This is a genomic window from Brevundimonas sanguinis (assembly GCF_029636725.1).
GTDB lineage: Bacteria > Pseudomonadota > Alphaproteobacteria > Caulobacterales > Caulobacteraceae > Brevundimonas > Brevundimonas sanguinis.
This window is the reverse complement of record NZ_CP116770.1, coordinates 1,418,203-1,444,869: the sequence shown is the minus strand read 5'-3', so window position 1 is coordinate 1,444,869 and position 26,667 is coordinate 1,418,203. Positions and strand designations below refer to the sequence as shown.

26 protein-coding genes are annotated in these 26,667 nt (G+C 67.6%); 5 read left to right on the top strand and 21 right to left on the bottom strand.

What is annotated here, in order from left to right:
- Position 1 precedes the first annotated feature (1 nt).
- The 7 genes from rodA to PIB44_RS07280 form a co-directional block, all read right to left on the bottom strand.
- Positions 2-1,159 (bottom strand): rod shape-determining protein RodA, encoded by a 1,158-nt coding sequence (gene rodA, locus PIB44_RS07310; RefSeq protein WP_278070894.1) that lies wholly within the window; start codon positions 1,157-1,159, stop codon positions 2-4.
- Positions 1,156-3,159, bottom strand: a complete 2,004-nt coding sequence (mrdA, locus tag PIB44_RS07305; protein WP_253121789.1) for a penicillin-binding protein 2 — start codon at positions 3,157-3,159, stop codon at positions 1,156-1,158. The genes rodA and mrdA overlap by 4 nt, the downstream gene beginning before the upstream one ends.
- Positions 3,156-3,650: a hypothetical protein gene (locus PIB44_RS07300; RefSeq protein WP_029972406.1), complete on the bottom strand. Its 495-nt coding sequence runs from the start codon at positions 3,648-3,650 to the stop codon at positions 3,156-3,158. Before PIB44_RS07300 ends, mrdA begins: the two co-directional genes overlap by 4 nt.
- Positions 3,651-3,670: 20 nt before the next feature.
- Positions 3,671-4,759, bottom strand: coding sequence for a rod shape-determining protein MreC (gene mreC / locus PIB44_RS07295; protein WP_278070893.1), 1,089 nt, complete (start codon positions 4,757-4,759; stop codon positions 3,671-3,673).
- Between the two features lie 127 nt (positions 4,760-4,886).
- Positions 4,887-5,927 carry a rod shape-determining protein gene (locus tag PIB44_RS07290; protein WP_003168146.1) on the bottom strand — a complete coding sequence of 347 codons (1,041 nt, stop codon included), beginning with the start codon at positions 5,925-5,927 and terminating at the stop codon, positions 4,887-4,889.
- A 252-nt stretch (positions 5,928-6,179) separates the two neighbouring features.
- Positions 6,180-6,797, bottom strand: coding sequence for a glutathione S-transferase family protein (locus PIB44_RS07285; protein ID WP_278070892.1), 618 nt, complete (start codon positions 6,795-6,797; stop codon positions 6,180-6,182).
- A 13-nt stretch (positions 6,798-6,810) separates the two neighbouring features.
- Positions 6,811-7,533, bottom strand: coding sequence for a TVP38/TMEM64 family protein (locus PIB44_RS07280; protein ID WP_025976786.1), 723 nt, complete (start codon positions 7,531-7,533; stop codon positions 6,811-6,813).
- Between the two features lie 122 nt (positions 7,534-7,655).
- Between PIB44_RS07280 and PIB44_RS07275 the strand changes: the two genes are divergently transcribed.
- The gene (locus PIB44_RS07275) at positions 7,656-8,861 is read left to right on the top strand and encodes a pyridoxal phosphate-dependent aminotransferase (protein WP_278070891.1); all 1,206 of its coding nucleotides are present in this window, start codon (positions 7,656-7,658) and stop codon (positions 8,859-8,861) included.
- A 48-nt stretch (positions 8,862-8,909) separates the two neighbouring features.
- On the opposite strand, the gene PIB44_RS07270 is transcribed toward PIB44_RS07275, so the two are convergent.
- Both PIB44_RS07270 and PIB44_RS07265 read right to left on the bottom strand, forming a co-directional pair.
- Positions 8,910-9,275 carry a hypothetical protein gene (locus PIB44_RS07270; protein WP_278070890.1) on the bottom strand — a complete coding sequence of 122 codons (366 nt, stop codon included), beginning with the start codon at positions 9,273-9,275 and terminating at the stop codon, positions 8,910-8,912.
- Positions 9,275-10,249, bottom strand: coding sequence for a polyprenyl synthetase family protein (locus tag PIB44_RS07265; RefSeq protein ID WP_278070967.1), 975 nt, complete (start codon positions 10,247-10,249; stop codon positions 9,275-9,277). Before PIB44_RS07265 ends, PIB44_RS07270 begins: the two co-directional genes overlap by 1 nt.
- A 142-nt stretch (positions 10,250-10,391) precedes the next feature.
- On the opposite strand from PIB44_RS07265, the gene PIB44_RS07260 reads away from it, so the two are divergent.
- On the top strand, positions 10,392-11,162 hold the full coding sequence (locus tag PIB44_RS07260) for a tRNA1(Val) (adenine(37)-N6)-methyltransferase (RefSeq protein WP_278070889.1): 771 nt from the start codon (positions 10,392-10,394) through the stop codon (positions 11,160-11,162).
- A gap of 12 nt (positions 11,163-11,174) precedes the next feature.
- On the opposite strand, the gene PIB44_RS07255 is transcribed toward PIB44_RS07260, so the two are convergent.
- The 8 genes from PIB44_RS07255 to PIB44_RS07220 form a co-directional block, all read right to left on the bottom strand.
- Positions 11,175-11,603, bottom strand: coding sequence for a J domain-containing protein (locus PIB44_RS07255; RefSeq protein ID WP_278070888.1), 429 nt, complete (start codon positions 11,601-11,603; stop codon positions 11,175-11,177).
- A gap of 25 nt (positions 11,604-11,628) precedes the next feature.
- Positions 11,629-12,462 carry a division plane positioning ATPase MipZ gene (locus PIB44_RS07250; RefSeq protein WP_025976780.1) on the bottom strand — a complete coding sequence of 278 codons (834 nt, stop codon included), beginning with the start codon at positions 12,460-12,462 and terminating at the stop codon, positions 11,629-11,631.
- Between the two features lie 120 nt (positions 12,463-12,582).
- The gene (locus tag PIB44_RS07245; RefSeq protein WP_278070887.1) at positions 12,583-13,230 is read right to left on the bottom strand and encodes an SPOR domain-containing protein; all 648 of its coding nucleotides are present in this window, start codon (positions 13,228-13,230) and stop codon (positions 12,583-12,585) included.
- Between the two features lie 48 nt (positions 13,231-13,278).
- A complete protein-coding gene (locus tag PIB44_RS07240) occupies positions 13,279-13,992 on the bottom strand; it encodes a chorismate mutase (RefSeq protein WP_235599231.1) in 714 nt (237 codons plus the stop codon).
- A 358-nt stretch (positions 13,993-14,350) separates the two neighbouring features.
- Positions 14,351-14,917 (bottom strand): prephenate dehydratase domain-containing protein, encoded by a 567-nt coding sequence (locus PIB44_RS07235; RefSeq protein WP_025976777.1) that lies wholly within the window; start codon positions 14,915-14,917, stop codon positions 14,351-14,353.
- Positions 14,914-16,284: a class II 3-deoxy-7-phosphoheptulonate synthase gene (locus PIB44_RS07230; protein ID WP_025976776.1), complete on the bottom strand. Its 1,371-nt coding sequence runs from the start codon at positions 16,282-16,284 to the stop codon at positions 14,914-14,916. The genes PIB44_RS07235 and PIB44_RS07230 overlap by 4 nt, the downstream gene beginning before the upstream one ends.
- A gap of 51 nt (positions 16,285-16,335) precedes the next feature.
- Positions 16,336-17,388 (bottom strand): enoyl-CoA hydratase/isomerase family protein, encoded by a 1,053-nt coding sequence (locus PIB44_RS07225; RefSeq protein WP_278070886.1) that lies wholly within the window; start codon positions 17,386-17,388, stop codon positions 16,336-16,338.
- Positions 17,385-18,521: an isobutyryl-CoA dehydrogenase gene (locus tag PIB44_RS07220; protein WP_025976774.1), complete on the bottom strand. Its 1,137-nt coding sequence runs from the start codon at positions 18,519-18,521 to the stop codon at positions 17,385-17,387. Before PIB44_RS07220 ends, PIB44_RS07225 begins: the two co-directional genes overlap by 4 nt.
- A 291-nt stretch (positions 18,522-18,812) precedes the next feature.
- Here PIB44_RS07220 and hemB point away from each other — a divergent pair, with 291 nt between their 5' ends.
- Positions 18,813-19,817 carry a porphobilinogen synthase gene (hemB, locus tag PIB44_RS07215; protein ID WP_278070885.1) on the top strand — a complete coding sequence of 335 codons (1,005 nt, stop codon included), beginning with the start codon at positions 18,813-18,815 and terminating at the stop codon, positions 19,815-19,817.
- Between the two features lie 140 nt (positions 19,818-19,957).
- On the opposite strand, the gene PIB44_RS07210 is transcribed toward hemB, so the two are convergent.
- The gene (locus tag PIB44_RS07210; protein WP_253120068.1) at positions 19,958-20,470 is read right to left on the bottom strand and encodes a flavin reductase family protein; all 513 of its coding nucleotides are present in this window, start codon (positions 20,468-20,470) and stop codon (positions 19,958-19,960) included.
- Positions 20,471-20,593: 123 nt separating this feature from the next.
- Between PIB44_RS07210 and PIB44_RS07205 the strand changes: the two genes are divergently transcribed.
- Positions 20,594-21,496 carry a flagellar motor protein MotB gene (locus PIB44_RS07205; protein ID WP_025976771.1) on the top strand — a complete coding sequence of 301 codons (903 nt, stop codon included), beginning with the start codon at positions 20,594-20,596 and terminating at the stop codon, positions 21,494-21,496.
- 133 nt (positions 21,497-21,629) lie between these two features.
- Positions 21,630-22,361 (top strand): arginyltransferase, encoded by a 732-nt coding sequence (locus PIB44_RS07200; protein WP_134580557.1) that lies wholly within the window; start codon positions 21,630-21,632, stop codon positions 22,359-22,361.
- 39 nt (positions 22,362-22,400) lie between these two features.
- Here the strand turns inward: PIB44_RS07200 and PIB44_RS07195 are convergent, their stop codons facing one another.
- The 3 genes from PIB44_RS07195 to parC all read right to left on the bottom strand — a co-directional run bounded on the left by PIB44_RS07195 (position 22,401) and on the right by parC (position 26,587).
- Positions 22,401-23,432: a M48 family metallopeptidase gene (locus tag PIB44_RS07195; RefSeq protein WP_278070884.1), complete on the bottom strand. Its 1,032-nt coding sequence runs from the start codon at positions 23,430-23,432 to the stop codon at positions 22,401-22,403.
- Between the two features lie 6 nt (positions 23,433-23,438).
- Positions 23,439-24,008, bottom strand: coding sequence for a LemA family protein (locus PIB44_RS07190; protein WP_025976768.1), 570 nt, complete (start codon positions 24,006-24,008; stop codon positions 23,439-23,441).
- 365 nt (positions 24,009-24,373) lie between these two features.
- Complete coding sequence (parC, locus tag PIB44_RS07185) at positions 24,374-26,587, bottom strand: DNA topoisomerase IV subunit A (RefSeq protein ID WP_025976767.1); 2,214 nt, start codon at positions 26,585-26,587, stop codon at positions 24,374-24,376.
- Between the last annotated feature and the right edge of the window lie 80 nt (positions 26,588-26,667).

Here is a 26,667-nt window from a genome sequence, read left to right as displayed (position 1 = left end):
ATCAGAACAGCCCCTGCCCCTTCGGCAGTTCGACATAGCGGTGCACGCGCGTCGACAGGATCAGGCCGAAGCCGACCATCACCGTCATCATCGACGATCCCCCATAGGACAGCATCGGCATAGGCACGCCGACGACCGGCGCCAGCCCCATCACCATCGCCCCGTTGATGAGCATGAACAGGGCCACGAAGGCCGTCATGCCCGCCGCGCTCAGACGACCGAAATGGCTGTGCGACAGCGCCGCGATCCGCAACGAAATCAGGATCAGCGCCACATAGCAGGCCAGCACGGTGAACGAGCCGATGAATCCGAACTCTTCCGACACCGTCGAGAAGATGAAGTCCGTGTGGCGTTCCGGCAAGAATTCAAGCTGGCTCTGACTGCCCAGGCCATAACCCTTGCCCATCAATCCGCCCGAACCCAGGGCGATCTTGGACTGGATGATGTTGTAGCCCGTGCCCGAGGGGTCGGCTTCAGGGTTCAGGAAGGTCAGGACCCGGTTGCGCTGATAGTCGTGCATGCCGAACATGACGAAGGGCGGGATCACGGCCACGGCGGCGGCGACCGCAGCGCCGATCACGCGCCAGCTCAACCCAGCCATGAACATCATCACCGCCCCGGTCAGGCCGATGATCATGGCCGAGCCGAGGTCCGGCTGCTTGGCCACCAAAATGAAGGGAACACCGATAATCCCGGCCGGAAACAACAGCTTCCACGACCAGCGCGCGTCCTGAGCCGAATGTCCGTGGTACCAGCGCGCCAGGGCCAGCACGAGGCCGATCTTGACGAACTCGGCAGGCTGAATGCGGATGAAGCCCAGGTGCAGCCAATTCTTGGCGCCGCCCGCCACGTACCCCAGCGGGGTGAACTCAACCAGCATCACCATGAACAGCAGGACGCCATAGACGGGATAGGCCGCGTGGAACCACCACTTCGGGTGAACCATGGCCAATGCGAGCATGCCGGCCAGCAAGACCCCGAAGCGGATCAGATGCTTGGCCGCCCACGGCTGCCAGTGGCCCCCCGCAATGGAATAAAGCATGGCCGTGCCGATCCCGGCGAGGATGCACAGCAGGCCGATGATGCGCCAGTCCAGCTCTGCGAACTTGGTGGACAGGCGATCGCGTTCGCCGGGGCGGGTCAGGGCGGAAGCGGTCATTGTCCGGGCTCCGTCAACGGCGGCGGGGCGACGGCGGCGCCCGGGTCGGCATCGCCGTTGTCGATGGGCTCGCCTCTGGCCTCCGCTTCGCGGACTCCGGCGTCCTCCTGAGCCTCGAAACCGGCCGATTCGATGCGGGCGCGGATTTCGGGGTCCTTGAGCAGGGCCACCTTCATCGCTTCACGCGCGCGCGGCGCCCCGGCCGTGCCCCCGCCCAGACCGCCATGCTGGACGATAACCGAGACGGCGTAGCGCGGGTTGTCGGTCGGCGCATAGGCGACGAACAGGTTGTGGTCCTTCTGGTCCCACGGACGCCCCGCCCCCTTGCGCGACCCGGAGCCATAGTTGCGCGCCTGGGCCGTGCCGGTCTTGCCCGCCATCTTGACCGTGCCCAACCCCAGCTGGCTGTTGCGGAAGCCCGTGCCCCCGGCGGCGGTCACCGCCTCCATGCCGTCGCGCAACACCTGCAGCATCTCGGGCGTATAGGGCAGATCGGCGAAGGCGCTGCCGCCCTGCTCCACCCCGCCGATCGACTTGATCAGGCGCGGCGTCACCGCCTTGCGTCCATTGGCCACCCGCGCCGTATAGACCGCCAGTTGCAGGGCGTTCACCGTCAGCGCGCCCTGGCCGATGCCATAGCTGGGGTTCTCGCCCGGATACCATTTCGTATCGCCGCGCACCGGATTCTTGCGGCGCCACTCGCGGTCCGGCACCAGCCCGGCCTTCTGGCCGCCGATGCCGATATCGAACGTCTGCCCAAAACCCAGATCCCGCGCCGTCTCGGCGATGGCGTCCGGCCCCATCTCGGTGGCCAGGGTCATGAAGTAGACGTTGCACGACGCCTTGATGGCCCCGCGCAAATCCAGCGCGCCGTGTCGCCCCAGACAGGCGAACCGCCGCCCCAGATAGAAGCTGCCGCCGCAGAAGATGCGCCGCGACGGGTCCAGCCCGCGCTTCATCGCCGCCAGCCCCACGACCGGCTTGAACGTCGAGCCCGGCGCGAAGGTCCCGCTCAGCGCCTTGTCCAGCAGGGGGCGGCGCTCATAGTCGGCCAGGGCGCGATAGATCTTGGACGGCACCCCCGACACGAAGAGGTTCGGATCGAACGACGGCGACGATACCATCGCCAGGATGTCGCCGTTGCGCACATCCATGACCACCATGCTTCCGGCTTCTTCGCCGAAGACTTCGAGCGCCCGCTGCTGGACGTCGTTGTCCAGCGTCAGAACGACCTCTGAGCCCTGCACCGCCGGACGCGATCCGGCGATGTCCTCGGCTACGACGCGGCCGCGCGCATTGACCTCGACGCGCTTGCCGCCCTCGACGCCGCGCAAGTCCAGATCCAGCGAGCGTTCAAGGCCTTGGCGGCCGATCCTAAACCCCGGATTGAACAGGATGGCGGGCGGTTGTTCGCCCTTGTCGCGCAGCGCCTGAACGTCGCGATCCGACACCTTGGCCACATAGCCGACCACATGGGCGTAGGCGCCGCCGTGCGGATAGTAGCGGGCCTCGTTCATGTCAGCCATGACGCCGGGCAGCTCGGCCGCGTGCAGATTGACCTTGGAGAACTCTTCCCAGGTCAGGTCGCTCTTGACCGGAACCGGCGAGAAGCGCGGCGCGGCGTTGACCTCGCGAATGATGGTGCGGCGCCGCTCCAGCGTGTCCGGCAGCAGTTGGCCCAGCAGGTCCAGCGTCTGGTCCAGGTCCTTGGTCTCGTCGCGCACGACCAGCACGCGGAAGCTGGGCCGGTTGCCGGCGATGACGACGCCGTTGCGATCCTTGATCAGGCCGCGCGGGGGCGGCACCTGACGGAAGTTGAACTGGTTGCGCGTCGCCAGGGTGGCGAACTCTTCGGACTTGAACAGTTGCAGGTGCGCCAGCCGCCCGACCAGGGCCAGACCGCCGAGCGCCGTCGCCCCGCCCATCAGCATGGTGCGCCGCAGGAAGGAGCCCTGCCGCTCGTTCACATCGGAAAAGAAGATATGCGGTTCGCTGCTCATCGGAATCGCACGTCCGCGTCGTCGAAACGCTCGATCAGCCAGTTGGCCAGGGGAAAGAGCAGCAGCGTCGGGATCATCTGCCCCATGATAGCCAGCAGGTTGGGGGCATTCCCAAGGCTGCCCAGCGTCACGAAATAGGCGACTGCAAACGCCAGGCCCGTCGAGGCGACATACAGGGCGAACAGGACGATGGTCGCCTGCCCCGCCAGATATTTCGCCGTCAGCAGGATGGCGCCGTAGATCAACAGCAGGCTAAGCGCCCACATCCCCGCCTTGCCGCCCCAGAAGAAGTCCAGGAACAGGCCAAGGCCGAACAGCACGACCGGCGCCAGCATGGACGGCCGGATCAGCGGCCAGGCGAAGGCCAGCACCATCGGCCAGACCGGCTCAGGCAAGGTCAGGCCGAACAGGCGCAGCGGAATGGCGAACAGAATGGTCGCGGCTGCGGCGATCAGCGCCGGGTAGCCGATCCACTGCATCGGACCGACCATCCGCACGGTGATCGTCCGTCTCACTCGCGGCCTCCGTCGGGCGTTCCAGCCGCCGGTGCGGCAGGCTGGGTCGCGGCTGGGAGCGGCGGGGCGTCCGCAACCGGCGGCGGCGCAGCGTTGGCGGCGCGCACGCGCTCAGCGACGGCCTGGGCGGCGGCGGCGCGGCGCGTGGCTACATCCTGAATGGCGGCGGCCTGGGCGGCGGTCGGCGGCGGCGCCGTCTTCAGGCCGGAAAGCGGCGGCGCGTTCAGCGCGTTCTGATCAGCCAACTGACCGAAGTCCTGGAACAGGAGGACCCGCACATAATCGATGGCGGTGCGATCGCTGTACAACTTGACCCGCCACGACCCGTCGACCCCCTTGGCCACAACACCGACCGGCAGGCCGCGCGGGAATCCGCCGCCATCGCCCGAGGTCAGGATGCGATCGCCGTCCTGCACCGCGCCTTGCCCTCGCACATAGTCCAGCCGCGGACTGCGGCTGCCGTCGCCGGTCAGCACGGCGCGTGCGTCCGTTCGCTCGACCATCACAGGAATGCGCGAGGCGACGTCAGTCAGAAGCACCATGCGGCTGTAACCGGCGGCGGCGCCTACGATGCGGCCGACCAGGCCGTGTTCGCTCAGAACCGGATTGCCGACCCGCACGCCCTTGGCGGCGCCGACGTTCAGCAGGCGCGAGCGGGCGAAGGGGCCGCGCGCATCAGTGATCGCCCGCCCGGCCGTCATCTCGATCGGCGGTTCGGTTTGCAGGCCCAGCAGTTGTTCGTAGCGCGCGTTCAGGCTCTTGAGAGCCAAGGCGTCGTCGCGCCATGCGCTCATCTCCGCCAGTTCGCGGCGCAGGCGACGGTTCTCGGAGACGGCGAAGAAATAGCCTTTGACGAAGCCGACGGCGTCGCCCGTCCACCGTACGGGAGCCGCCAACACCCCGCCCGTCGTTCCAGCGGCGGCGTCGAACCCCGCCTGGGCAGGCTGAAGATCGTCCGCAATGGCTGGCGGGCGATCGGCGAGCAGAAGCATGATCGCCGCGACGATGCCGCCGACAACCATGACCGCCGCCGTCCAGGCCAGCGGCACCTTCAGATTCTCGAATGGTCCGTCGCGAAACGCCACGGCCAGCCCTTCCTGCTAGAGCTTAGGAATAAGCGGGCCGAAGCCCGCCTATGTGTGTGTGAAACGACCGTTGGGATGCGCCCCATTGCAGGTCTGCGGCGCCCCCGGGGGCCGGACAGTCTGTTCTTTAGAGCGACGCCTCGAGCACGCCCTTCATCCACGACGGGTGCTCCAGCACCTTGCCGCAGCCGATGGCGACGCACGACAGCGGATCGTCCGCCACCTGGACCGGCAGGCCCGTGTGGTCGCGGATCTCGGTATCCAGACCGCGCAGCAGCGCGCCGCCGCCCGTCAGCATGATGCCCTTGTCGGCGATGTCGGCTGCCAGCTCCGGCGGCGTGGCTTCCAGCGCGACCTTCACGGCCTCGACGATCTGGGCCACCGGCTCGGCCAGGGCTTCCGCCGCCTGGCGCTCGCTCATCTTCACTTCGCGCGGCACGCCCTGCATCAGGTCGCGGCCCTTAACCTCGATCGACAGGCCTTCGCCGTCGGCCGGGACGCGGGCGGTGCCGATGTCCTTCTTGATGCGCTCGGCGGTCGTCTCGCCGATCAGCAGGTTATGGTTGCGGCGCATATAGGCGATGATGGCGTCGTCCATCATGTCGCCGCCGACGCGCACCGAGCGCGAATAGACCACGCCCGACAGCGACAGCACGGCCACTTCGGTCGTGCCGCCGCCGATGTCGACGACCATCGAGCCGGTCGGCTCGTGGATCGGCAGGCCAGCGCCGATCGCGGCGGCCATCGGCTCGGGCAGCAGGCCGACGCGGCGCGCCGAAGCGTTCAGGCAGCTGTCGTGAATAGCGCGGCGCTCAACCGCCGTGGCGCCCGAGGGAACGCAGACGATCATCTTGGGATTCACGAAACCCTTGCGGTTGTGAACCTTGCGGATGAAGTGCTTGATCATCTCTTCGGCGACTTCGAAGTCGGCGATGACGCCGTCGCGCATCGGGCGGATGGCTTCCATGTGGCCAGGCGTCCGGCCCAGCATCTGCTTGGCCTCAAGGCCGACAGCGTGGACGATCTTGCGGCCGCCGACGTTGCGCAGGGCGACGACCGACGGCTCGTTCAGGACGATCCCCTTGCCGCGCATATAGATCAGGGTGTTGGCCGTCCCCAGATCCATCGCGATGTCATTAGAAATCATGCCGAAGAGGGGTGAAAGCATGGGCGTCGGTTACCGCTTAGTTCGGGCCTGCAAGGGCGTGAATTTCATTCGTCCGCTATGGCGACGCCCTACCCCCGCTTCGCGTGACCGCAAAGCCGTCCTGACCGTCTTCGCCGAGCCGACTACAGGCCCGTTTGCCCTCATGCCGCGGGGATTGCAAGCGCCTATGGCTTGTCGATCACAGGCTTGTCACGGCAAGGCTTGAAAGCCTTGCCGGTCAAGCTTTCCAGCCCCGCTTGAGGGGCGCGCGGGTCAGACCGCCTGAATGCCTTCGGCCTCAAGCACGCGCTGTACGGCCGGGCGCGCCTGCACCCGGTCCAGGTGATCGTTCAGCTTAGGGAACCGGGTCTTGTCCAGCAGGCCCGCCTGACGCGCCCAGCGCGTGAAGACCATCAGATAACCATCCGCCATCGAATAATCTTCGCCCAGGACCCAGGGGCCGGTCAGCAGATGATTCTCAGCCAGGTCGTACTTCTCCAGCGCGACCTTCACGGCCTCCTCCTTCGCCTCGCCTTCCAGCGGCGGCTTGGAGAACAGCGCCTTGCCGATGGCCGGGTGCAGCGACGAGGCCAGCCAGCCGTTGACGGCCTGAAGACGTGCAAAGGCGAACGGGTCGTCCAGATCGGCCAACCCCGCCTGCGGATGCGTCTGCGCCACATAGGCCAGGATGGCCGCATTCTGGGTGATCACGCCCTCGGAGGTCTTCAGCGCCGGGGTCACGCCCGCCGGATTGATCGCCAGATATTCGGGCGTCCGCTGCTGACCGGCGCGCAGGTCGATCTTCTCGATCTCATAGTCGGCGCCCGCCTCTTCCAGGCCGATGTGCGAGGCGACGGCGCAAGCGCCGGGAGAGTAATAGAGCTTCAGCATGGTCGTTCTCCGATCAATCGACTGACAGGCCGCGCGCAGCCTCACGGCGCTTCACCCACTCACGCACCGCCAGCATCAATACAAGCCAGACGGCGGCGACCGCCGCAAGGATCACCGAGGTCCACACCCCGTCGCCGCTGACCGCCGCCATGAAGGAGCCGCCGAAGAAGGCGACCAGGGCCGTCTTGGGCAGGACGCCCAGCGCGCACCCCGCCAGATACGCCGGGAACGAGGCGCGCACGGCGCCGAAGGCCATGTTCACGACGATGAAGGGCGCCGAGGGCACATTGCGGATGATGAAGCTGGCCGAAAAGGCGTTGCGTCCGACGAACCTGCGGATGCGCTCGACCGTCCCGCCGCCGTACCGCTCCAGCGTCCGCGCCGTCGGCCCGCGCCCCAGCCAATAGGTCACGGCCGCCGAGGCGATGGTGGCGATCCAGCTATAAAGGAATCCGAACCACGGCCCGAACGCCACCACGCAGGCGGCGATCAGCAAGAACTGCGGCACGCCGATGAAGGCCGACAGGGTGAAAACAACAACCGCCGCAACCAGCCCCCACGGCCCGACGCGATACCCCGCCAGCCAGTCCTCCAGCCGATCCTCGGCCCCCAGCGCCAACTGCGTCTTGCCCAGGGCGAACAAGGCGACGATTCCCCCCAGCAGCAGCAGGGTCACGGCCAGGGTTCGCCACCGTCTGGCCTCCATATTCAGCAGAAAATCGACGACTCGCCGCATAGATTTCGCCCAAATCGCCTTTTGATCGTCCCGGACGCGCACAAACGTTGTGCGGCCCTGCGGGGTTGCGTATCAAGCCTTCGCCTCCCCGGCTTTCTTCCCATCCTCCAGACAGGATAGCCATGTCCAGCCTTCAGTCCGCCTCCCTCGCCCGCGTCAAGCCTTCGGCCACCCTGGCCGTGACCGCCCAGGCGCGCGAGCTGAAACGCCAGGGTCGCGATGTGATCGGCCTGGGCGCTGGCGAGCCGGACTTCGACACCCCGGACAACATCAAGGCCGCGGCCATCGAAGCCATCAAGCGCGGCGAGACGAAATACACCGACGCCGACGGCATGCCCGAGTTGAAGGCCGCGATCGTCGCCAAATTCGCCCGTGAAAACAGGCTGACTTACGAGACCAACCAGATCCACGTCGCCTCGGGCGGCAAGCCGGTGATCTACAACGCCTTCGTCGCCACCCTGAATCCGGGCGACGAGGTGATCGTCCCCGCGCCCTACTGGGTGTCCTACCCGGACATGGTGCTGCTGGCCGGCGGCGAGCCCGTCACCGTGGTCGGCGAGGAAGCCGACGGTTTCAAGCTGCGCCCCGAAGTGCTGGACGCGGCCATCACGCCCAGGACCAAGTGGCTGATCCTCAACTCCCCGTCGAACCCGACCGGCGCCGCCTATACTCGCGCCGAGCTGGAGGCCCTGGCCGAGGTGCTGCGCAAGCATCCGCAGGTCTGGATCCTGACCGACGACATGTATGAGCACCTCGTCTATGGCAACTTCGATTATGTCACCATCGCCCAGGTGGCGCCGGACCTCTACGATCGCACCCTGACCTGCAACGGGGTGTCCAAGGCCTACGCCATGACCGGCTGGCGCATCGGCTATGCGGGCGGCCCCAAGCCCCTGATCGACCTGATGCGCAAGGTCGCCAGCCAGACGACCTCCAACCCCTCCTCCATCAGCCAGTGGGCCGCCGTCGAGGCCCTGAACGGTCCGCAGGACTTCCTGGCCGAGCGCGCCGCCGCCTTCGAGAAGCGTCGCGACCTGGTCGTGTCCATGCTGAATCAGGCCGACGGCATTCGTTGTCCGAAGCCGGAAGGCGCCTTCTACGTCTATCCGTCGATCGAGCAGTTGATCGGCAAGACGACGCCTTCGGGCGTGGTCATCGACAATGACGAGACCTTCACCGCCGAACTGCTGAACGCCGAGGGCGTGGCCGTGGTGCAGGGCGCGGCCTTCGGCCTCAGCCCCTATTTCCGCATCAGCTACGCCACGTCGGAAGACGTGCTGGAAGAAGGCTGCACCCGCATCCAGCGCTTCTGCGCCAGCCTGAAATAAGCTCTCAGTGAACCGGCGCCGGCGGAATGTTCAACGTCGGCGCCGTTTTCAGGATGAACTCGCTGCACCAGACGATAGCGCGACGCGAGTTGTCGACCACCCCGCCGGGAATGACAGGCGACAGGCGGCGTCCGGCTCGCCCTCGACCTCGGGCCCTGCGTAAAGCACGATCGGGCCGTCGGGCAGGCTGCCCTCGCGATACAGCATGATCAGTGGCGGCACCGAACGCACGGCCAGTGCAGCCTCATCGCGCGTCATGTCCTCGCCCAGAAGGGCGCGCGCCTGACCGCCCGGATCGCCCGGCTCCAGACGAAACAGCTGCGCGCTCAGGGCGTCGCCCGGCTCTGGCCTCAATGTAAAACTTGGCGGCTGTTGCGCGCCCAGTTGCCCGGCGACAAGAAGCGCCGCCAGCATCAGGTCGCCCGGCTGACAGCGAAGTCGGCCAGGGACTCCAGCGCCGAGCGCCACGGCCCGGCTGGCAGCACATGCAGGGCGGCCTTAGCCCGGTCGGCGTATTCAGTCGCCGTATCCAGCGTGGCTTCGACGGCGCCGCTGCTGACGATCAACTGGCGCGCCCGCTCGAAATCCTCGGGCTTGCGGTCGCCCTTGGTGATGACGCGGTCCCAGAACAGGTCCTCGGTCCCCTTGGTGCGCTGGACGGCCAGCAGCAGCGGCAGGGTCGCCTTGCCTTCGTTGAAGTCGTCGCCGGCGTTCTTGCCCAGCGTCTCGGTCGCGCCGCCGTAATCCAGGGCGTCGTCCGCCAACTGGAAGGCGATGCCCAGGCCCATGCCATAGTCACGCAGGGCCGCGACCTGTTCATCCGTTGCGCCCGCCCCGACCGCGCCGGATTCGGCGGCGGCGGCGAACAGCTCGGCCGTCTTGGCGCGGATGATCTGCAGATAGGTGTCCAGATCGAGATTCAGGTCGTGGGCGCGCGTCAGCTGCAGGACCTCGCCCTCAGCGATGACGCTGGACGCCGTGGCCAGGATGCCCAGGGCCCGCAGCGAATCCGTCTCGACCATCAACTCGAATGCGCGCGCGAACAGGAAGTCGCCGACCAGCACCGACGAGGCCGCGCCCCAGATCAGGTGCGCCGCGACCTTGCCCCGACGCATTTCCGAGCCGTCGACGATATCGTCATGCAGCAGGGTGGCGGTGTGGATGAACTCGACCGAAGCGGCCAGTTTCTTGGGGCCTTCGATATCGCCCGTCTGTCCCGTCGCGCGGGCCGCAGCGACGGTCAGGAGAGGACGCAGACGCTTGCCGCCCGCCGAAACCAGATGCTCGGCCAGCAGGGGGATCACCGGCACGTCGGACTGCATCCGCGCAATGATCAGGGCGTCGACCGCCGCCATGTCGTCCTTGGCCAGACGAACCAGGGCGTCCACGTCGCCCTTGGGCCGGGAGGCGACGGCGAGAGCTGCGTCCACGAAAATCTCTTTCAGCACAGGGGCGAAGGGGGAGATTCGCCCGAAATTCACACGCATCCGCTTGCCCGGACGCGACGCGGCGCACAATGGTGGCGGCGTCATGATGGGTCAAGCCGAGTCATCCCTTACAACCGCCGCTGAAGTTGCGGAATCCGCCCTGCTGGGCGGACGCGTCCGCCTGCGCCAGCCGGCGCGCGGCTATCGCGCCGGTCTGGATGCGGCTCTGCTGGCCGCTGCGGTAAGCGCTCGGCCGGGCGAACGGGTGATCGAGGCCGGTTGCGGCGCCGGGGCGGTGCTGATGCAGATCGCGGCGCGACGGCCCGAGGCCCTGCTGACCGGGCTGGAGCGCGACGCCGCCGCCGCCGCCCTGGCCCGCCAGAACGCCGAGTTGAACCGCGCCGCCTCGCGCACGACCATCCTGGACGGCGACGTGGCCCACGCCTTCCGCGCCCTGGACCTGCCGCCGTTCGACTGGGCTGTCAGCAATCCGCCCTTCTTCGACGACCCCGGCGCCCTGCGCGCTCCGGCAGAGGGCAAGCGCGGCGCCTGGATGGCCGACGACGGCCTGGCCGCATGGACCGGGTTTCTGTTGAAGGCGGTGCGCGAGGGCGGACGCATCGTCATCATCCACCGCGCCGACCGGCTGGCCGACATCCTGTCGCTGCTCGCGCCCAAGGCCGGCTCGTTCGCCATTCGCCCGATCCAGCCCTACGTCGATCAGCCCGCCAAGCGGGTTCTGGTTCAGGCCATCAAGACGGGCAAGGCGCCGCTGCGCCTTCTGCCGCCGTTGATCGTCCACGACCGCGCGGGGGCCAAGCACACCCTGCAGGCCGAGGCCATTTTGCGCGGCGAGGCCGAACTCGGCTTCTGACCGAAGAGTCCCCTACTCCTTCAGCAGGCGATCGCGCGCGGCATTGACGCGGGCGGCCAGCCCTTCGGTGCCGCCCTGATCGGGATGGGCGCGCGCCATCAGGCGTCGCCAGGCGGCCTGCACCGTCTGGGCGTCAGCGCCTGGAGGCACGCCCAGGATCGCCCGCGCCTCGGCTTCGCTCATCCGCTCTGAGGGCTGAGCCTTCGGCGCTACGGGCCTGACGCGCGACTGCACCGCCAGCCAGACGCCCGCCAACGCCATGCCTCCGCCGATCAGCCACGCCCCGCGCGCCGCCGCCAGCACAGCCCCGGCCAACAGGGCCGCACTCAATATTGTCGCCGAGATGCGCCAGTGGCCGCGCCGCGCGCGCTCGGTCTGACGGCCCAGCCGCACCAGAGCCCACAGGGCCACGGCGGCTAGACCCAGCCAGATCAACCCCATGAAGCTCTATCAGCCCATGAAGCGATCAAGCCGCCGCGTCCATCGCCGAGATGGCGTCGTCCAGACCCAGGGCCTGCATCAGGTTGCGCATCTCCTGACGCGCGGCGACGTGCGCCAGGGACACCGACACCGGGCGGATGTCATTCGACAGGTCCGCCACCGTCAGCCCGAACGGGAAGAGTTCGCGATAGATGACCCGGTCGCGCAGGCCCGGCCCGACCCGGAAACCGACCCGCTTGGCCAGCTTGGCCATCCGCGAGGCAAGGCGGCGACGGTTGCGCGCCTCGGCCACCGCCAGACGGTTGGTGACGACGATCCAATCGATGGTCACCTGGCGGCCCTCGGCGATGGCGCGGTGCTTGCGCGCCTCCCAGACGCTTTCCGAATAGATGGACGGACGGATCAGATCCAGCGTCACCGGGTCCACCTCGCCGAGCAGGTCGAAGTCGACGAAGCTGTCGTTCATCGGGGTGACGATCTGATCGGCCCGGCCGTGCGCGGCGCGCGACAGCGGGGTGTCCCCGCCCGGCGTGTCGATGACGATGACGTCCGCCGACGACTTGGCGTAGCTGAACGCCGCCTCGAAGCGCGACATTTGCTCGGCCTCATCCGCCTTATGCAGCAGCTTGCCGTCGCCCATGTCCGGAACGATGGGCAGCGGCAGCTCATGGCCGTTGGCCTTGGTCCAGGCGATACGGTTGGCGAAGAAGCGCTCCAGCGAACGCTGGCGCAGGTCCAGGTCGATAATCGCGACCTTGCGCCCGGCGTGCAGAAGGCCGGTGACGATATGAATGGCCAGGGTGGACTTGCCTGCCCCGCCCTTTTCATTGCCGATGACGATGACCTGAGGCTGCGCCATGTGAAATCCCACTGTGATCAGCAGGCGCGACTCATCTCTGTCCGCAGCCCGCCCATGCCGCGCAGGATCGGGCCGCGAGGGCCAATCGTCAACGAAACCTTAAGCTGAGCCTGTGGACGATCAGGCCGCAGCGCCGCCGGCGCGCGCGCACCAGGGGTCCGACGCCGCCAGATCGCGGCACAGAACCTGCGCCTGTTCAGCCGTGGCGGCGACCTTCAGCCGGACCAGCCGGCGCCCGCCGACCTCAACCGCTTCATAGGCGGGCTGAAGCCCCGACAAGGCCGCGCCGCCAGCCCCCTGGCTCATCCGTCGCCATGCCGCCCGGGCGCTGTCCTCGCTGGAGAAGGCGCCCAGTTGCACATGGCGGGCCGTCGGCGCCGGCGCGCCTGGCAGGGGAACGACGGGCGCAGCGGCGACGGGCGGGGGGGCCTCGAAATCATGATAGCCGGTCGGAGCAGGCGCAGGAGCCGACATCCGGCGAACCTTGGCGCCCAGCCCGTCGCGGGCGTCCCACAGCTCGTGCGGGGTCATCAGCTCAACCTTCAGAGGCGCTGCGCGCTGATGTGAAGCGCCGGGAGCCGCGGCTGGCCGCGTTGTGTCGTCCCTCTCCCCGCCCTCGTCTGCCGATACAGGAATAGCGGCGACCGACTGGGCCAGGGCCTCGAACCGATGCGGGTCGGCTTCGTTCACGCCGCAGCCCGCAAGCGCCAGAGCGGCCGCCGAGAGGGCGACGACACGCGGCAGTCGATGCAGGACGGGCTGGGCCATGTCGCCACACTCGCCCGCCCTGCTTTGAGACGGAGTTAACGCCCTGCGTCAGCCGATGGCGCCGACGCCGCCCTCGACCTCGCCCGGCGCCACATCGGCGTCGGTCAGGGCCAGGGTCCAGCCGTGGTGGGTGTTCAGGCCCCAGCGGCGCGCGCCCGACCCGTCGCCCGCATCGCCGCCCGCCGTGACGACGACGCGACGCCCCTTGGGCAGGGCCGGCGGATCGATCTTGCCGACAGCCAGAGACGTCGGCGTCTCGCCCCCGTAACCGTCGAACACGCTGAGCATCGACCACTCGCGGCGCAGACCGATCCACCAGGGATCGTCGCCGCTGATGGACAGGACAGCCACGCCCTTGCCCTCGGCCGCGTGGGCCAGGGCGGCTTGCGGGTCGAGGACCAGCTTGATGTCGGCGGCGGCGCCGAAACGCAGCCGGGCGCCGTCCACCGCCTTGGACGGATCGATCGGGGCCCAGACCTGGACCTGCAGACGGCCCTGGCGCGCCAGGCCCCAGCCGACGATCTCGCGCCACAGGTGCTCGACGGCTTCACGGTTCTCGGGATCGCACTGTTTCAGGATGCGGGCCTGAACGGCCTGTTCGCGGTCGGGACGCAGCTTGGTGTGGGGACCGACGGGCGCGTCCTTGGCCTGGCCCACCTGGGCAGCGACGGCCAGACGGCGCTCGAACAATTCGAGGATCTGATCGTCCAGGCTGTCGATTTCGGCGCGCAGGGCGGCCAGCGCCTTCTGTTCTGCGCTCATTTCAGTGATTTCAGCGGGCCAGACTTGCTGGATGGCGGACTGCGGCATGGGGGATGGCTTTCGGCATAGGATTTCGATGGGGGGTCGCGTCCCGCCGACAGAAGGTCAGGCGTGAACGCGCGTACTGGCCGCTTGGGGAGAAGCGGTCGCCAGCGAGACAGTCAGGGTTTGGTTAGAAGCCCGACGCCTCAGCCGGCGTATCGAAAGCCGTAATAGCCGCAGCCAAAATAAAAGCCGGCCACCGCGCGCGTGGTGGTTTCAAGGGTCATTTGTGCGCGCAGCGAGGACATGAATCCGGTCCGGTTTCTGGATCAGGGTTGATCCGACCGGGCCTTACAACAGCAAATTTTATGCGCGGTCAAGCCTCAGGGGCCGTGAACAGGACAAAACGCGTCCGGTTGTCGCTGAAATCCTGCAAATCGTTGCGTAGAACGATCAGCCCATAAACCTCGGCCGCGCGCGCTGGCGCGACGGCGGCGCGCGAGACGTCCCCCGCCTCGGCGACGGCGGCGGCGGCGCCCCCGGTGTCGAACACTTCAATCGCCGAGATCTTCATCTCGTTCAGAGCCTTGGAGCACTGCTGCAGGGCGACGGGATGGCTTTCGGCCGTTTTTATGTCGGACAGGCGCGCGTCAGGCACGCCCATCAAGGCCAATCGGATCGGCCGCCAGGCGTCGCTGACCGCCACCAATCCCGCCTCCCGCACCAGAGTGGCGGCGGGCTCGACCACGCCCACGGTCGAGTTCTCGACCGGGATCAGGGCGCAGTGGCAGTCGCCGCTCAGGACCGCGTCGATCGCCCCCTGAAAGGTTTCAAAGCCGACCGCCTCGTCCCACGGGCGCAGGTCCAGGCAGGCTTCATGGCTGAAGGCGCCCGGCGCGCCCTGATAGGCGACGCGGCCGGGCGTGTGGTCTTCTGCCGTCATGCGGCCTCGGACCGGGCCTGCCGCCCGGCCTTGAGACGCTCGGCGACCAGGAAGGCCAGCTCCAGCGCCTGATCCGCGTTCAGGCGCGGGTCGCAGTGGGTGTGATAGCGGCTCGACAGGTCGTCCTCGGTCACCGCCTGGGCGCCGCCGATGCATTCGGTGACGTTCTGGCCTGTCATCTCCAGGTGGACGCCGCCGGGATGGACGCCCTCGGCCTCCGCCACGTCGATGAAGGTGCGGACCTCGCCCATGACGCGGTCGAACGGACGGGTCTTGTAGCCGTTGCCCGCCTTCAGCGTATTGCCGTGCATCGGGTCGATCGACCAGACGACGCGCTTGCCCGCCGCCTTCACCGCCCGCATGAGGCCGGGCAGCCGGTCGCCCGCCTTGTCGTGGCCGAAGCGGCCGATCAGCGTCAGACGGCCCGGAATATTGTTCGGGTTCAGGGCGTCAATCAGCGGCAGCAGGTCGTCCGCCGTCATGGTCGGCCCGCACTTGACCCCGATGGGGTTGGAGATGCCGCGCATGAACTCGATGTGAGCGCCGTCCAGCTGGCGGGTGCGCTCGCCGATCCACAGCATGTGGGCCGAGGTGTCGAACCATTCGCCGGTCGAGCCGTCCAGGCGCGTCAGGGCGCTCTCGACGTTCAGCAGCAGGGCTTCGTGGCTGGTGAAGACCTCGACGCGCGACAGGTCGGGGTGCGTCTCAGGCGTGACGCCGACCGCCTCCATAAAGGCCAGGGCCTCGGTGATCTTGTCGGCTAGCTCGCGGTAGGCCGCGCCCGCGCCGTCGTCGGCGAAGCCCAGCGTCCAGCGGTGGATATTGTACAGGTCGGCGTATCCCCCGCCCGCAAAGGCGCGCAGCAGGTTCAGCGTCGAGGCCGACTGGTTATAGGCGCGGATCAGGCGCTGCGGATCGGGCGTGCGCTCTTCCGGCGTGAAGCCCATGCCGTTGATGATGTCGCCGCGATAGGACGGCAGCTCGACCCCGCCGATCTCCTCGACCGGGGACGAGCGCGGCTTGGCGAACTGGCCGGCGATGCGGCCTACCTTCACCACCGGCTTGCGGCCGGCGAAGGTCAGCACCACCGCCATCTGCAGGATCAGGCGGAAGGTGTCGCGGATGTTGTCGGTCGAGAACTCCTTGAAGCTCTCGGCGCAGTCGCCCCCCTGCAGCAGGAATGCGTCGCCCGCCTCGACCTGGGCCAGATGGCTGGTGAGCTTGCGCGCCTCGCCCGCAAAGACAAGGGGCGGCATCGCGCGCAGCTCGTCTTCGACGCGCGCCAGTTCGGCGGCGTCCGGATAGTCCGTCGGCATATGCAGGACGGGCTTGTTTCTCCAGGATTCGGGGGTCCAGCGCTTACTCATTTCGCCAAGATAGGCTTTTCCCCCGACCCGGACAACAAAGCTTGCACGAAATCAGTCGATCAGCGGTTTCCATGCCTCAGCGGCGGACAGCGGCTCGAACAAGGCCTCGATCTGGGCGTCGGAAACCGAAGAAAGCTCGGCGGGCGACCACTTCGGCGCATTGTCCTTATCGATGATGACGGCGCGCACGCCTTCCTGGAAGTCATGGGTCTGAACCACGCGGCCGCCCAGGGCGTATTCCATCGCCATGTTGTCGGCGAAGTCGGTCAGCGTCGCGCCAGTGCGGATCTGGCGCAGCGACACCTTCAGCGACTGCGGCGACTTGGTCTTCAGGATGTCGAGCTGCTTCAGCGCCCACTCGGAACCGTCAGCCTGAAGCGCGGCGACGATCTCCTCGACCGTGTCGAAGGCGAACAACCGGTCGATGGCTTCGCGGTGCGCGGCCAGCGGCGACGGCCCGGCGTCTGCGGCGACGCGGTCCGCGACCGCTTTCGGGTCGGCAGGCGCGGCCAGCAGTTCGGCCTTGAACGCCTCGACGCCCTCGCTCGGCACGAAGTGGGTGTGAATGCCCAGCGCCACCGTATCCGCCGCCTTCAGCCGCGCGCCGGTCAACGCCAGCCAGACCCCCGTCTGGCCTGGCAGGCGCGGCAGGAACCAGCCGCCGCCCACGTCGGGAAACAGGCCGATGCCCGTCTCGGGCATAGCGTAGGTGGTGCGCTCGGTGGCGATGCGGACGTCGGCCGGTTCGCTGATGCCCACGCCGCCGCCCATGACGATGCCGTCCACCACCGCCGTGATCGGCTTGGGATAGACGAACATCAGATGGTTCAGCTGATACTCGGTCTTGAAGAAGGCCTTGGCCTCTGACGCGTCCCCCGCCCCGCTCTCGGCGATCATGCGGATGTCGCCCCCGGCGCAGAAGCCGCGCTCGCCCGCATGGTCGATCAGCACCGAGGCCACGGCGGCGTCGTCCCGCCACGCCAGCAGCGCCTCGATCATCGCCTCGCACATGGACCGGTTCAGCGCATGGATCGCCTTGGGCCGGTTCAGGGTGATGCGGCCGACGCCGTTTTCAATGCGGGTGATGACTTCAGCTTCGCTCATTTCGCCAGCTCCCGCGCGATGATCACCCGCATGATCTCGTTCGTGCCTTCCAGGATGCGGTGCACCCGCAGGTCGCGCACGATCCGCTCCAGCGGATAGTCCTTCAGATAGCCGTAGCCGCCGTGCAGCTGCAGCGCCTGATCGGCGATCTGGAAGCAGGCGTCGGTGGTCAGGCGCTTGGCCATGGCGCACCACTTGGTCTTTTCCGGATGGCCGGTGTCGATCGCCCAGGCGCCGCGCAGAACCATCAGGCGGGCGGCCTCCAGATCCGTGGCCATGTCCGCCAGCTCGAACTGGGTGTTCTGGAACTGGCCGATGGCCTGACCGAACTGCTTGCGGCCGGCGACGTATTCCTGCGCCGTCTCCAGCGCCAGACGCGCCCCGCCCAGCGAGCAGGCGGCGATGTTCAGGCGCCCCCCGTCCAGACCGGCCATGGCGTATTTGAAGCCCGCGCCTTCCTCGCCCACCAGATTGGCGACCGGCACCCGGCAGTCGTCAAAGCTGACCACGGCGGTCGGCTGGGCGTTCCAGCCCATCTTCTTCTCATTGGCGCCGAACGACAGGCCGGGCGTGCCCGCCTCGACCACCAGGGTCGAGATGCCCTTCGGCCCCTCCCCGCCCGTGCGGACCATGACGACATAGACGTCGGACGTTCCGGCGCCCGAGATGAAGGCCTTGGAGCCGTTCAGCACATAGTGGTCGCCGTCGCGCACCGCCGTCGTCCGCAGCGCCGCCGCGTCCGAGCCCGAGCCCGGCTCGGTCAGGCAGTAGCTGGCGATCTTCTCCATCCCGACCAGCGACGGCACCAAGCGCGCCCGCAGTTCGCCGGAACCGAAGCTGTCGATCATCCACGTCGCCATGTTGTGGATCGAGATGAAGGCCGCCGTCGCCACATCGCCGCGCGACAGTTCTTCAAAAATCAGCGCCGCCTCGACCCGGCCCAGACCCATGCCGCCATGTTCCTCGCCCGTATAGATGCCGGCGAAGCCCATCTCTGCGGCGGCCTTCAGCACGTCGACAGGGAAATGCTTGTCCTCGTCCCAGCGGGCCGAGTGCGGGGCCAGCTCGGCCTCGGCGAAGGCGCGGGCCGCGTCCTGAATGGCGCGTTGATCGTCGGTGAGGGCGAAGTCCATGAAAGCTCCCGCATTACAGCCTGCCCTCTGACGGGGCGTTCGGGGCGCTTCTAGCGGCTGGCTGCGCGCGCGTCACCCTTACCCTCTCGTCATCCTCCGACGTAGCGTAGCGAAGATCGGGGGACCCAGCGGCGCCCGTCAGGGCGAAAGACCCATGCACAGCGCTTGCAGCTAGATCGCCTTCGGCGCCGCTGGGTCCCCCGGTCGCGCCGCTTCGCGGCTTGCCGGAGGATGACGAAAGAAGAGGGGCCACCTTTTGCCTCTCCCCACGCTTTGTTTTAAGCCCCGCCCATGACCATGCCCTTCCAGCCCGCCGCCTTCCCCTACGCCCGCCCGCGTCGCCTGCGTTCGCAGCCCTGGGTGCGCCGTCTGGTCGCCGAAACGACCCTGACGCCGGCCGACCTGATCTGGCCGCTGATCGTCCACGACGGCCCGGAAGACCGTCAGCCGGTCGCCTCCATGCCGGGCGTCTTCCGCCTGTCGCCCAAGGAAGCCGCCAAGGCCGCCGTCGAGGCGCGCGACCTCGGCATCCCGATGGTCGCCCTGTTCCCGAACGTGAACGACGGCCTGAAGGACAATGTGGGCGCCGCCGCCACCGACCCGGACGGCCTGATCCCCGACTGCATCCGCGCCATCAAAGACGCCGCGCCCGAGATCGGCGTCATGACCGACGTGGCGCTGGACTGCTACACCGACCACGGCCACGACGGCGTTCTGGAGAACGGCCGCATCGTCAACGACCCGACGCTGGAGCGGCTGGCCGAACAGGCCTTCATCCACGCCCACGCCGGCGCCGACGCCGTGGCGCCGTCCGACATGATGGACGGCCGCGTCCAGGCCATCCGCGAGGCGCTGGAGGCCAATGGCCTGAGCGACACCCTGATCATCAGCTATGCGGCCAAATACGCCTCGGCCTTCTACGGTCCCTATCGCGACGCGGTCGGCTCGTCCAAGTCGCTGACCGGCGACAAGAAGACCTATCAGATGGACTTCGCCAACGCCGAGGAGGCCCTGCGCGAAGTGGCGATGGACCTGTCGGAAGGGGCCGACGCCCTGATCGTCAAGCCGGGCCTGCCCTATCTGGATATCGTCCGGCTGGTGTCGCAGACGTTCAAGGTGCCGACCTTCGCCTATCAGGTGTCCGGCGAGTACGCGATGATGCAGGCCGCCTTCGCCAACGGCTGGCTGGACCCGGACCGCGCCATCCTGGAAAGCCTGCACGCCTTCAAGCGCGCGGGAGCGTCCGGCGTCATCAGCTACTTCGCGCCGCAGGCCGCGCGGATGATGGGAAGCTGAGCTTCTCCTCCCCACTTTGTGGGGAGGTGGATCGGCGGCGCAGCCGACGAGACGGAGGGGCCGCTTGGTTCCGCTGTGGTTAAGCCCCTCCACCGCTACGCGGTCCCCCTCCCCATTTCATGGGGAGGAAAAAAGCGGGATCACGCCGTCGGATCGACCGCCTTGCCGTACTTGCCTCGGAAATAGGTCAGAGCATCCCCCGGCCGCGTATCGAACGCCTCGACCCGGCCTACAATGACCAAGTGGTCGCCCATGACGATGCGGTCGTGGGTCCGGCAGGTCAGACGCGTCACGGCGTTCCGCAGGCGCGGCGGCTCCGGGTCGTCCACCGCGAACTCATCGTCTGACAGGCGGCACGCGCCCCAGGCGAAGCGGTCGGACATGGCCTTGTCCTCGACGGGCAGCATATGGACGGCGAACCGCTCCGCGCCGGCGAAGGCGTCGTGGCGGTCGGATTTGACGTCCATGCACCACAGCACCAGCGGCGGGTCCAGCGACACAGAGGTGAAGCTGTTCACCGTGATCCCCAACGGCCCGTCGCCCGTATGGGCCGTCACCACGCACACGCCCGTCGCAAACCCGCCCAGCGCCCGGCGATAGGCGCGAGGATCGAAATCAGCGGTAGGAGAAGCGGACGCATTGGTCATGGCCATCAGCTAGGCCGTGAAGTCCGCATCGGCAAGGGCGCGGCGGGCCGCCGCAGCTCGCCGCAACCGCTTCTTAAGCCCCGTATGGGATGTAAGGCGAACGAACACGGTTAAGACGGACCCGCCCCCATGGCGCTGAACGATCGCCCGATCCTGATCAAGAAGGTGAAAAAGGTTTCCGGCGGCGGGCACCACGGCGGCGCGTGGAAGGTGGCCTATGCCGACTTCGTCACCGCCATGATGGCCTTCTTCCTGCTGATGTGGCTAATCAACACGACCGACCCGGAACAGAAACGCGGCATCGCCGAATACTTCGCCCCGGCCAGCGTATCCGCCTCCACTTCGGGCTCGGGCGGTATTCTGGGCGGCACGTCGCTGGGCGATTCCGAAGGGGCCAAGGGCGCCGGCTCCAACGCCGTGATTGAACAACTGGCCCCGGCCGCGCCCGACGCCCCCCAGGACGCTGGCCAGAACTCCAACCTGGCCTCGGCCAGCGAAGCCGCCCTGCGCGCCGAGATCGCCCGGCGCGAGGCCGCCGACTTCGCCAGCGCCGCCGAATCCCTGCGCCAGGCCATGCAATCCATGCCGGAACTGGCCGAGCTGTCGAAACAGCTGATCATCGATCAGACGCCCGAAGGCCTGCGCATCCAGCTGGTCGATCAGGAAGGCCGCTCGATGTTCGAGAACGGCTCGGCCCGCCCCAACCCGCGCGCCCAGTTGCTGCTGCGCGCGGTGGCCAAGGTCATCAACCAACTGCCCAACCGCATCTCCATCACCGGCCACACCAGCGCCGTCGCCGGCTCCAGCCGCGCCAGCAGCCCCGGCGACTGGCCCCTGTCCTCGGCCCGCGCCGACGCCTCGCGCCTGACCCTGCAAAGCGCGGGCGTGAACGCCGACCGCGTCTATTCCGTCGCGGGCAAGGCGGGGTCCGATCCCCTTTATCCCGACGACCCGTCGCTGGCGGGCAACCGCCGCATCGCCATAGTCCTGCTGCGCGAAGCGCCGGTCCTGCCCATGGACACCAGCCTGTGACAAAGCGCGGCGAGACGCCCGCCGCGCGAAGAAGGCTTGCGAAATCGGCTGGTTGCGCGCCAAATCAGGACATGAGCCGCGCGTACCCATCCAGCCCCTATGCGGGCGCTGACACCGTCACGGAGCGACAGCCGTGACCCAGCACTTCTTCTCGCGCCAGCTCCGCTTCTTCATGACGGCCAGCGCCCCTTGCCCTTACCTGCCTGGCAAGTTCGAGCGCAAAGTCTTCGCCAACCTGCCGTTCAGCGACGGGGCGGACGTCAACGACGCCCTGACCCAGGCCGGCTTCCGTCGCAGCCAGAACATCGCCTATCGCCCCGCCTGCGAGGCCTGTGCGGCGTGCGTTTCGGTGCGGATTCCGGTGGCGGATTTCGAACCCTCTCGCTCGCGCCGCCGCATCCTGGCCCGCAACGCGGACCTGTCGCGCGGTCTGGTCGAAGCCGAGGCGACAATGGAACAGTTCGACCTGCTGCAACGCTATCTGAACGCCCGCCACCCCGGCGGGGGGATGAGCGACATGGGCTGGTCCGACTATGTTTCCATGGTCGAGGACACGGCCGTTCGCACCCATCTGATCGAATACCGCCTGCCCAGCGAAGACGACGGCCCCGGCCGTCTGGTCGGCGTCTGCCTGACCGACCTGCTGCATGACGGGCTGTCCATGGTCTACAGCTTCTTCGACCCGGATCTGGAGCGCCGCAGCCTGGGCCGCTTCGCCATTCTGGATCACCTGCAGCAGGCCGAGACGGTGGAACTCCCCTACGTCTACCTCGGCTACTGGGTCCAGGGCTCGCCCAAGATGGACTACAAGGCCGAGTTCCGCCCGCTAGAGGCGCTGCGCCCCTGGGGCTGGGAGCGGTTTTAAAGCCGCACCTTCCTTCTCCCCTTGTGGGAGAAGGAAAACCTACGTCGTCGGCACCGCCGTGCCTCTGGCTTGGGATGCCTCGCCGCCCCACGGCCCATCATCGCGGCCGCCAGCGAACTGCACCAGCGCCGCGATGCGTTTCTCAATCGGCGGGTGCGTGGCGAACAGGCCCGAGAACCCCGTCTTCTCGGCCGTATTGTCCAGGAACATGCCGCGCAGTTCGTCCGGCGCCTCGATCTTGGACTGACCCGACACCTTCCTCAGCGCCGAGATCATCGCATCCGGGTTCTTGGTCAGCTCCACAGCCCCCGCATCCGCCACATACTCCCGCGTCCGCGACAGGGTCATGCGGATGACGGCGGCCAGACCAAAGCCGATCACCCCGATGGCCAGGCCGATCAGGATCAGCGGCATGGCGTTCTTGTTGTCCCGCCCGCGCCCGCCGCGCATGTAGAACAGGCTGCGGAACACCAGTTCGGCGATCACGCTGATGATGCCGGCGAAGATCGAGGCGATCACCATGGTCCGCACGTCCTTGTTGATGACGTGCGTCAGCTCGTGCGCCAGGACGCATTCCATCTCGTCCCGGCTCAGGGTTTGCATCAGGCCGCGCGTGACGGTGACGCTATAGTTCCCCTCATGCAGGCCCGACGCATAGGCGTTCAGCGACGGGCTCTCGATGATGCGCAGGGCGGGCGTCTTCATCCCGCGCGAGATCGCCAGATTCTCCAGCAGGTTATAGAGTGCCGGCTCGACCCGACGCTCGACCTTGCGCGCCCCGGTCATGACGTCGATCATCATCTGGTTGCCGAAATAGGCGATGACGAACCAGATCGCCGCGGCGATGGCGGCGAAGGGCACCGTCCAGCCCAGCATGGAGGCCGCCAGCGCCAGGTCCTGACCCAGGTCCCCGCCCGAGTTGGGCAGCAGGCCGAACCCCATCATCAGCACCTGAACGCCGAACAATATGCCGACCAGCAGCACCGGGAACCCGGCCAGCAGGATCGCTGACCGGGCGTTGTTCTGCCAGATGTGGGTCTTGAGGCCGACGGCCTGACCGAAAACCGCCATTGGGGCTTAGAACTGCACCGTCGGCGGCGCGGCGTTCAGACCGGCGCGCTCGCTCTCGCCCACGTCGAAGAAAGGCTTGTCGGCGCCGAAGCCGAACATCCCGGCGAACAGAACGGTCGGAAACTGGCGGCGCACGGCGTTGAACTCGCTGACCGCATTGTTGAAGAAGCGGCGCGCGGCGGCCAGCTTATTCTCGATGTCCGACAGGTCCATCTGCAGCTGCTGGAAGTTGGCGTTGGCCTTCAGGTCCGGATAGGCCTCGGAAACGGCGAACAGGCGACCCAGCGTCGCCGTCAGCATGTTCTCGGCCTGCACCTTTTCATCGACGGTGCGCGCCCCCGCAGCGGCGGCGCGCGCCTGGGTGACGGCGTCCAGGGTGCCGCGCTCATGCGTGGCGTAGCCCTTCACCGTCTCCACCAGATTGGGGATCAGGTCCTGACGCTGCTTCAGCTGCACGTCGATATCGGCGAACGACTGGTTCGCCGTCTGATCCAGCTTCACCAGCCGGTTGTAGGCGCCGACCACGACGAACAGCAGAATCGCGACGATGACGCCGATGATGATCAGGGTGATCATTGAGCCTCCTCCGAAAGATGGGCGGAGTATGGGGTGCGAATCCCGCCCCAACCAATGAATTCGCCGTCACCTCTCCTCCCCATGCAATGGGGAGGTGGCGCGGAGCCGAAGGCGACGTGACGGAGGGGCGTCTTGGTTTCGCGGTGGTCAGGCCCCTCCACCGCTTCGCGGTCCCCCTCCCCACAAAGTGGGAAGGAAAGACGCGCACCAACCTTCTCCCTCCCCGTCCCGGGGAGGGTGGCTGAGCCCGAAAGGGGGAAGCCGGGTGGGGACGGCAAGGCTATTCAAGCGCACCCTGATCACCAAGCCCTCCCCACCCGGTCGCTGCGCGACCCCCCTCCCCGGGACGGGGAGGGAGACAGGGATCAGCGGAATTTCCTCAGGCCGCGCGGACCCTGCCGCCCGGCCCCGGCGCGCTTGCCCAGCCAGTCCTTCCAGTCCGGCCAGTTGCGGCGGCGGCCGCCGCCATCGACCCATTCCGGTCCCTGCTCGGCGTTGAACACCGTCACATCGGCCAGGCCGCCCTGCTTGTAGTTCTGCAGCTTCACGCCCTTGCCCCGGCCCATTTCGGGCAGTTCGGCCAGGGTGAAGACCAGCGTCTTGATGTTCTCGCCGATGACGGCGACGTGGTCGGCCTGGGGGTTCGAAGGCACGCGCAGCATGGCCAACATCTCGCCGTTCAGCACCTGCTTGCCGCCGCGCTTCTGCGCCAGAAGGTCGTTCTCGGGGGCCACGAAGCCGTAGCCGGCCTTCGACGCGATCAGCAGCTTGGCGTCCGGCTCATGCGCCACGACGTTAATGATGTCGGCCTTCTCGTCCAGGTCGATCATCAGGCGCAACGGCTCGCCGTGGCCGCGCCCGGAGGCCAGCTTGTCGGCGCCGATGGTGAAGATGCGCCCGTCCGAGGCCCCCACCAACAGCTTGTCCGTCGTGAAGGCGGGGATCAGGAAGCCCAGCTTGTCGCCTTCCTTGAACTTCAGCTCGGAGGGATCGTCGACCTTGCCCTTGGCGGCGCGGATCCAGCCGCGATCCGACAGGATGACGGTGATGGCTTCGCGCGGGATGAAGGCTTCCGGCGCAACGAAGGCCGAGGCGTCGACCGCCTCTCCGATCACGGTGCGGCGCGGCGAGATCAAGGCCTTGCGCACGGCCTCAAGCTCCTTGCCGATCGCCTTCCACTGTTTCGCCTCGGAGGACGTCAGCGCCTGCAACGCTGCAAGTTCTTCCGACAGCTCCTTGAATTCCTTCTCGATCGTCATCTCTTCGAGGCGGGCCAACTGGCGCAGGCGGGTGTCGAGGATGAAGTCGGCCTGAAGCTCGCTCAGCCCGAAGGTCGCGATCAGGGCCGCCTTGGGCTGCTCTTCCTCGCGGACGATGCGGATGACCTCGTCCAGGTTCAGGAAGACGATGCGCAGGCCTTCCAACAGGTGCAGGCGCTTCTCGACGCGGGCGATGCGCCACTGGCTGCGGCGGTTCAGGACCACCCGGCGGTGATCCAGGAAGGCCCGCAGGCATTCCTTCAGCCCCATGACGCGCGGCGTGCCGGTGGCATCCAGGACGTTCATATTGATGGGGAAGCGCACCTCAAGATCGGACAGCTTGAACAGGCTTTCCATCAGCATTTCAGGCTCGATGGTGCGGTTCTTCGGTTCGAGGATGAGGCGGATGTCTTCGGCCGACTCGTCGCGCACATCGCCCAGCAAGGGCGCCTTCTTGTTCTCGATCAGATCCGCCAGAGCCTCGATCAGGCGCGACTTCTGCACCTGGTACGGCATCTCGGTGACGACGATCTGATAGGCGCCGCGATCGAGCTTTTCCTCGACCCATTTGGCGCGCAGGCGCACCCCCCCACGACCCGTCTCATAGGCGTCCAGAATGGCCGCCTGGCTCTCCACCGAGACGCCGCCGGTCGGGAAGTCCGGTCCCGGCACGATCTGCATCAGGTCGACCGTCGTCGCGTCCGGCCGCTCCAGCAGCAACTGGCAGGCGTCGATCAGTTCGCCGACGTTGTGCGGCGGGATCGAGGTCGCCATGCCCACGGCGATGCCCGACGAGCCGTTGGCCAGCAGGTTGGGGAAGCCCGCCGGCAAGACCACCGGCTCCTCGTCCTGATCGTCATAGGTGGGGCGGAAGTCGACGGCGTCCTGATCGATGCCGTCCAGCAGCAGGACGGCGGCGGGCGTCAGCTTGCACTCGGTGTAGCGCATGGCGGCCGCGCTATCGCCGTCGATGTTGCCGAAGTTCCCCTGCCCGTCCACCAGCGGATAGCGCTGGGCGAAGTCCTGAGCCAGGCGCACCAGCGCCTCATAGATCGAGGCGTCGCCGTGCGGGTGATAGCCGCCCATGACCTCGCCGACGACCTTGGCGCATTTGCGCGCCGCCGCCTGGGGGTTCAGCCGCATCTGGTGCATGGCGTACATGATGCGCCGGTGCACCGGCTTGAAGCCGTCGCGCACGTCGGGCAACGCCCGGTTGGTGATGGTCGACAGGGCGTAGGCCAGATAGCGGCGCGACAGCGCCTCGCCCATCGGTTCTTCGACGATGCGGCCGCCGTCGGGCGTCGGGGTGTGGATGGTCATATGACTTCGAATCAATGATCGGACGAGGAAAGTCTAGCGCAGCGGAGGCCTGACGCCGGGATTGTCCGCGCCTAACTGTG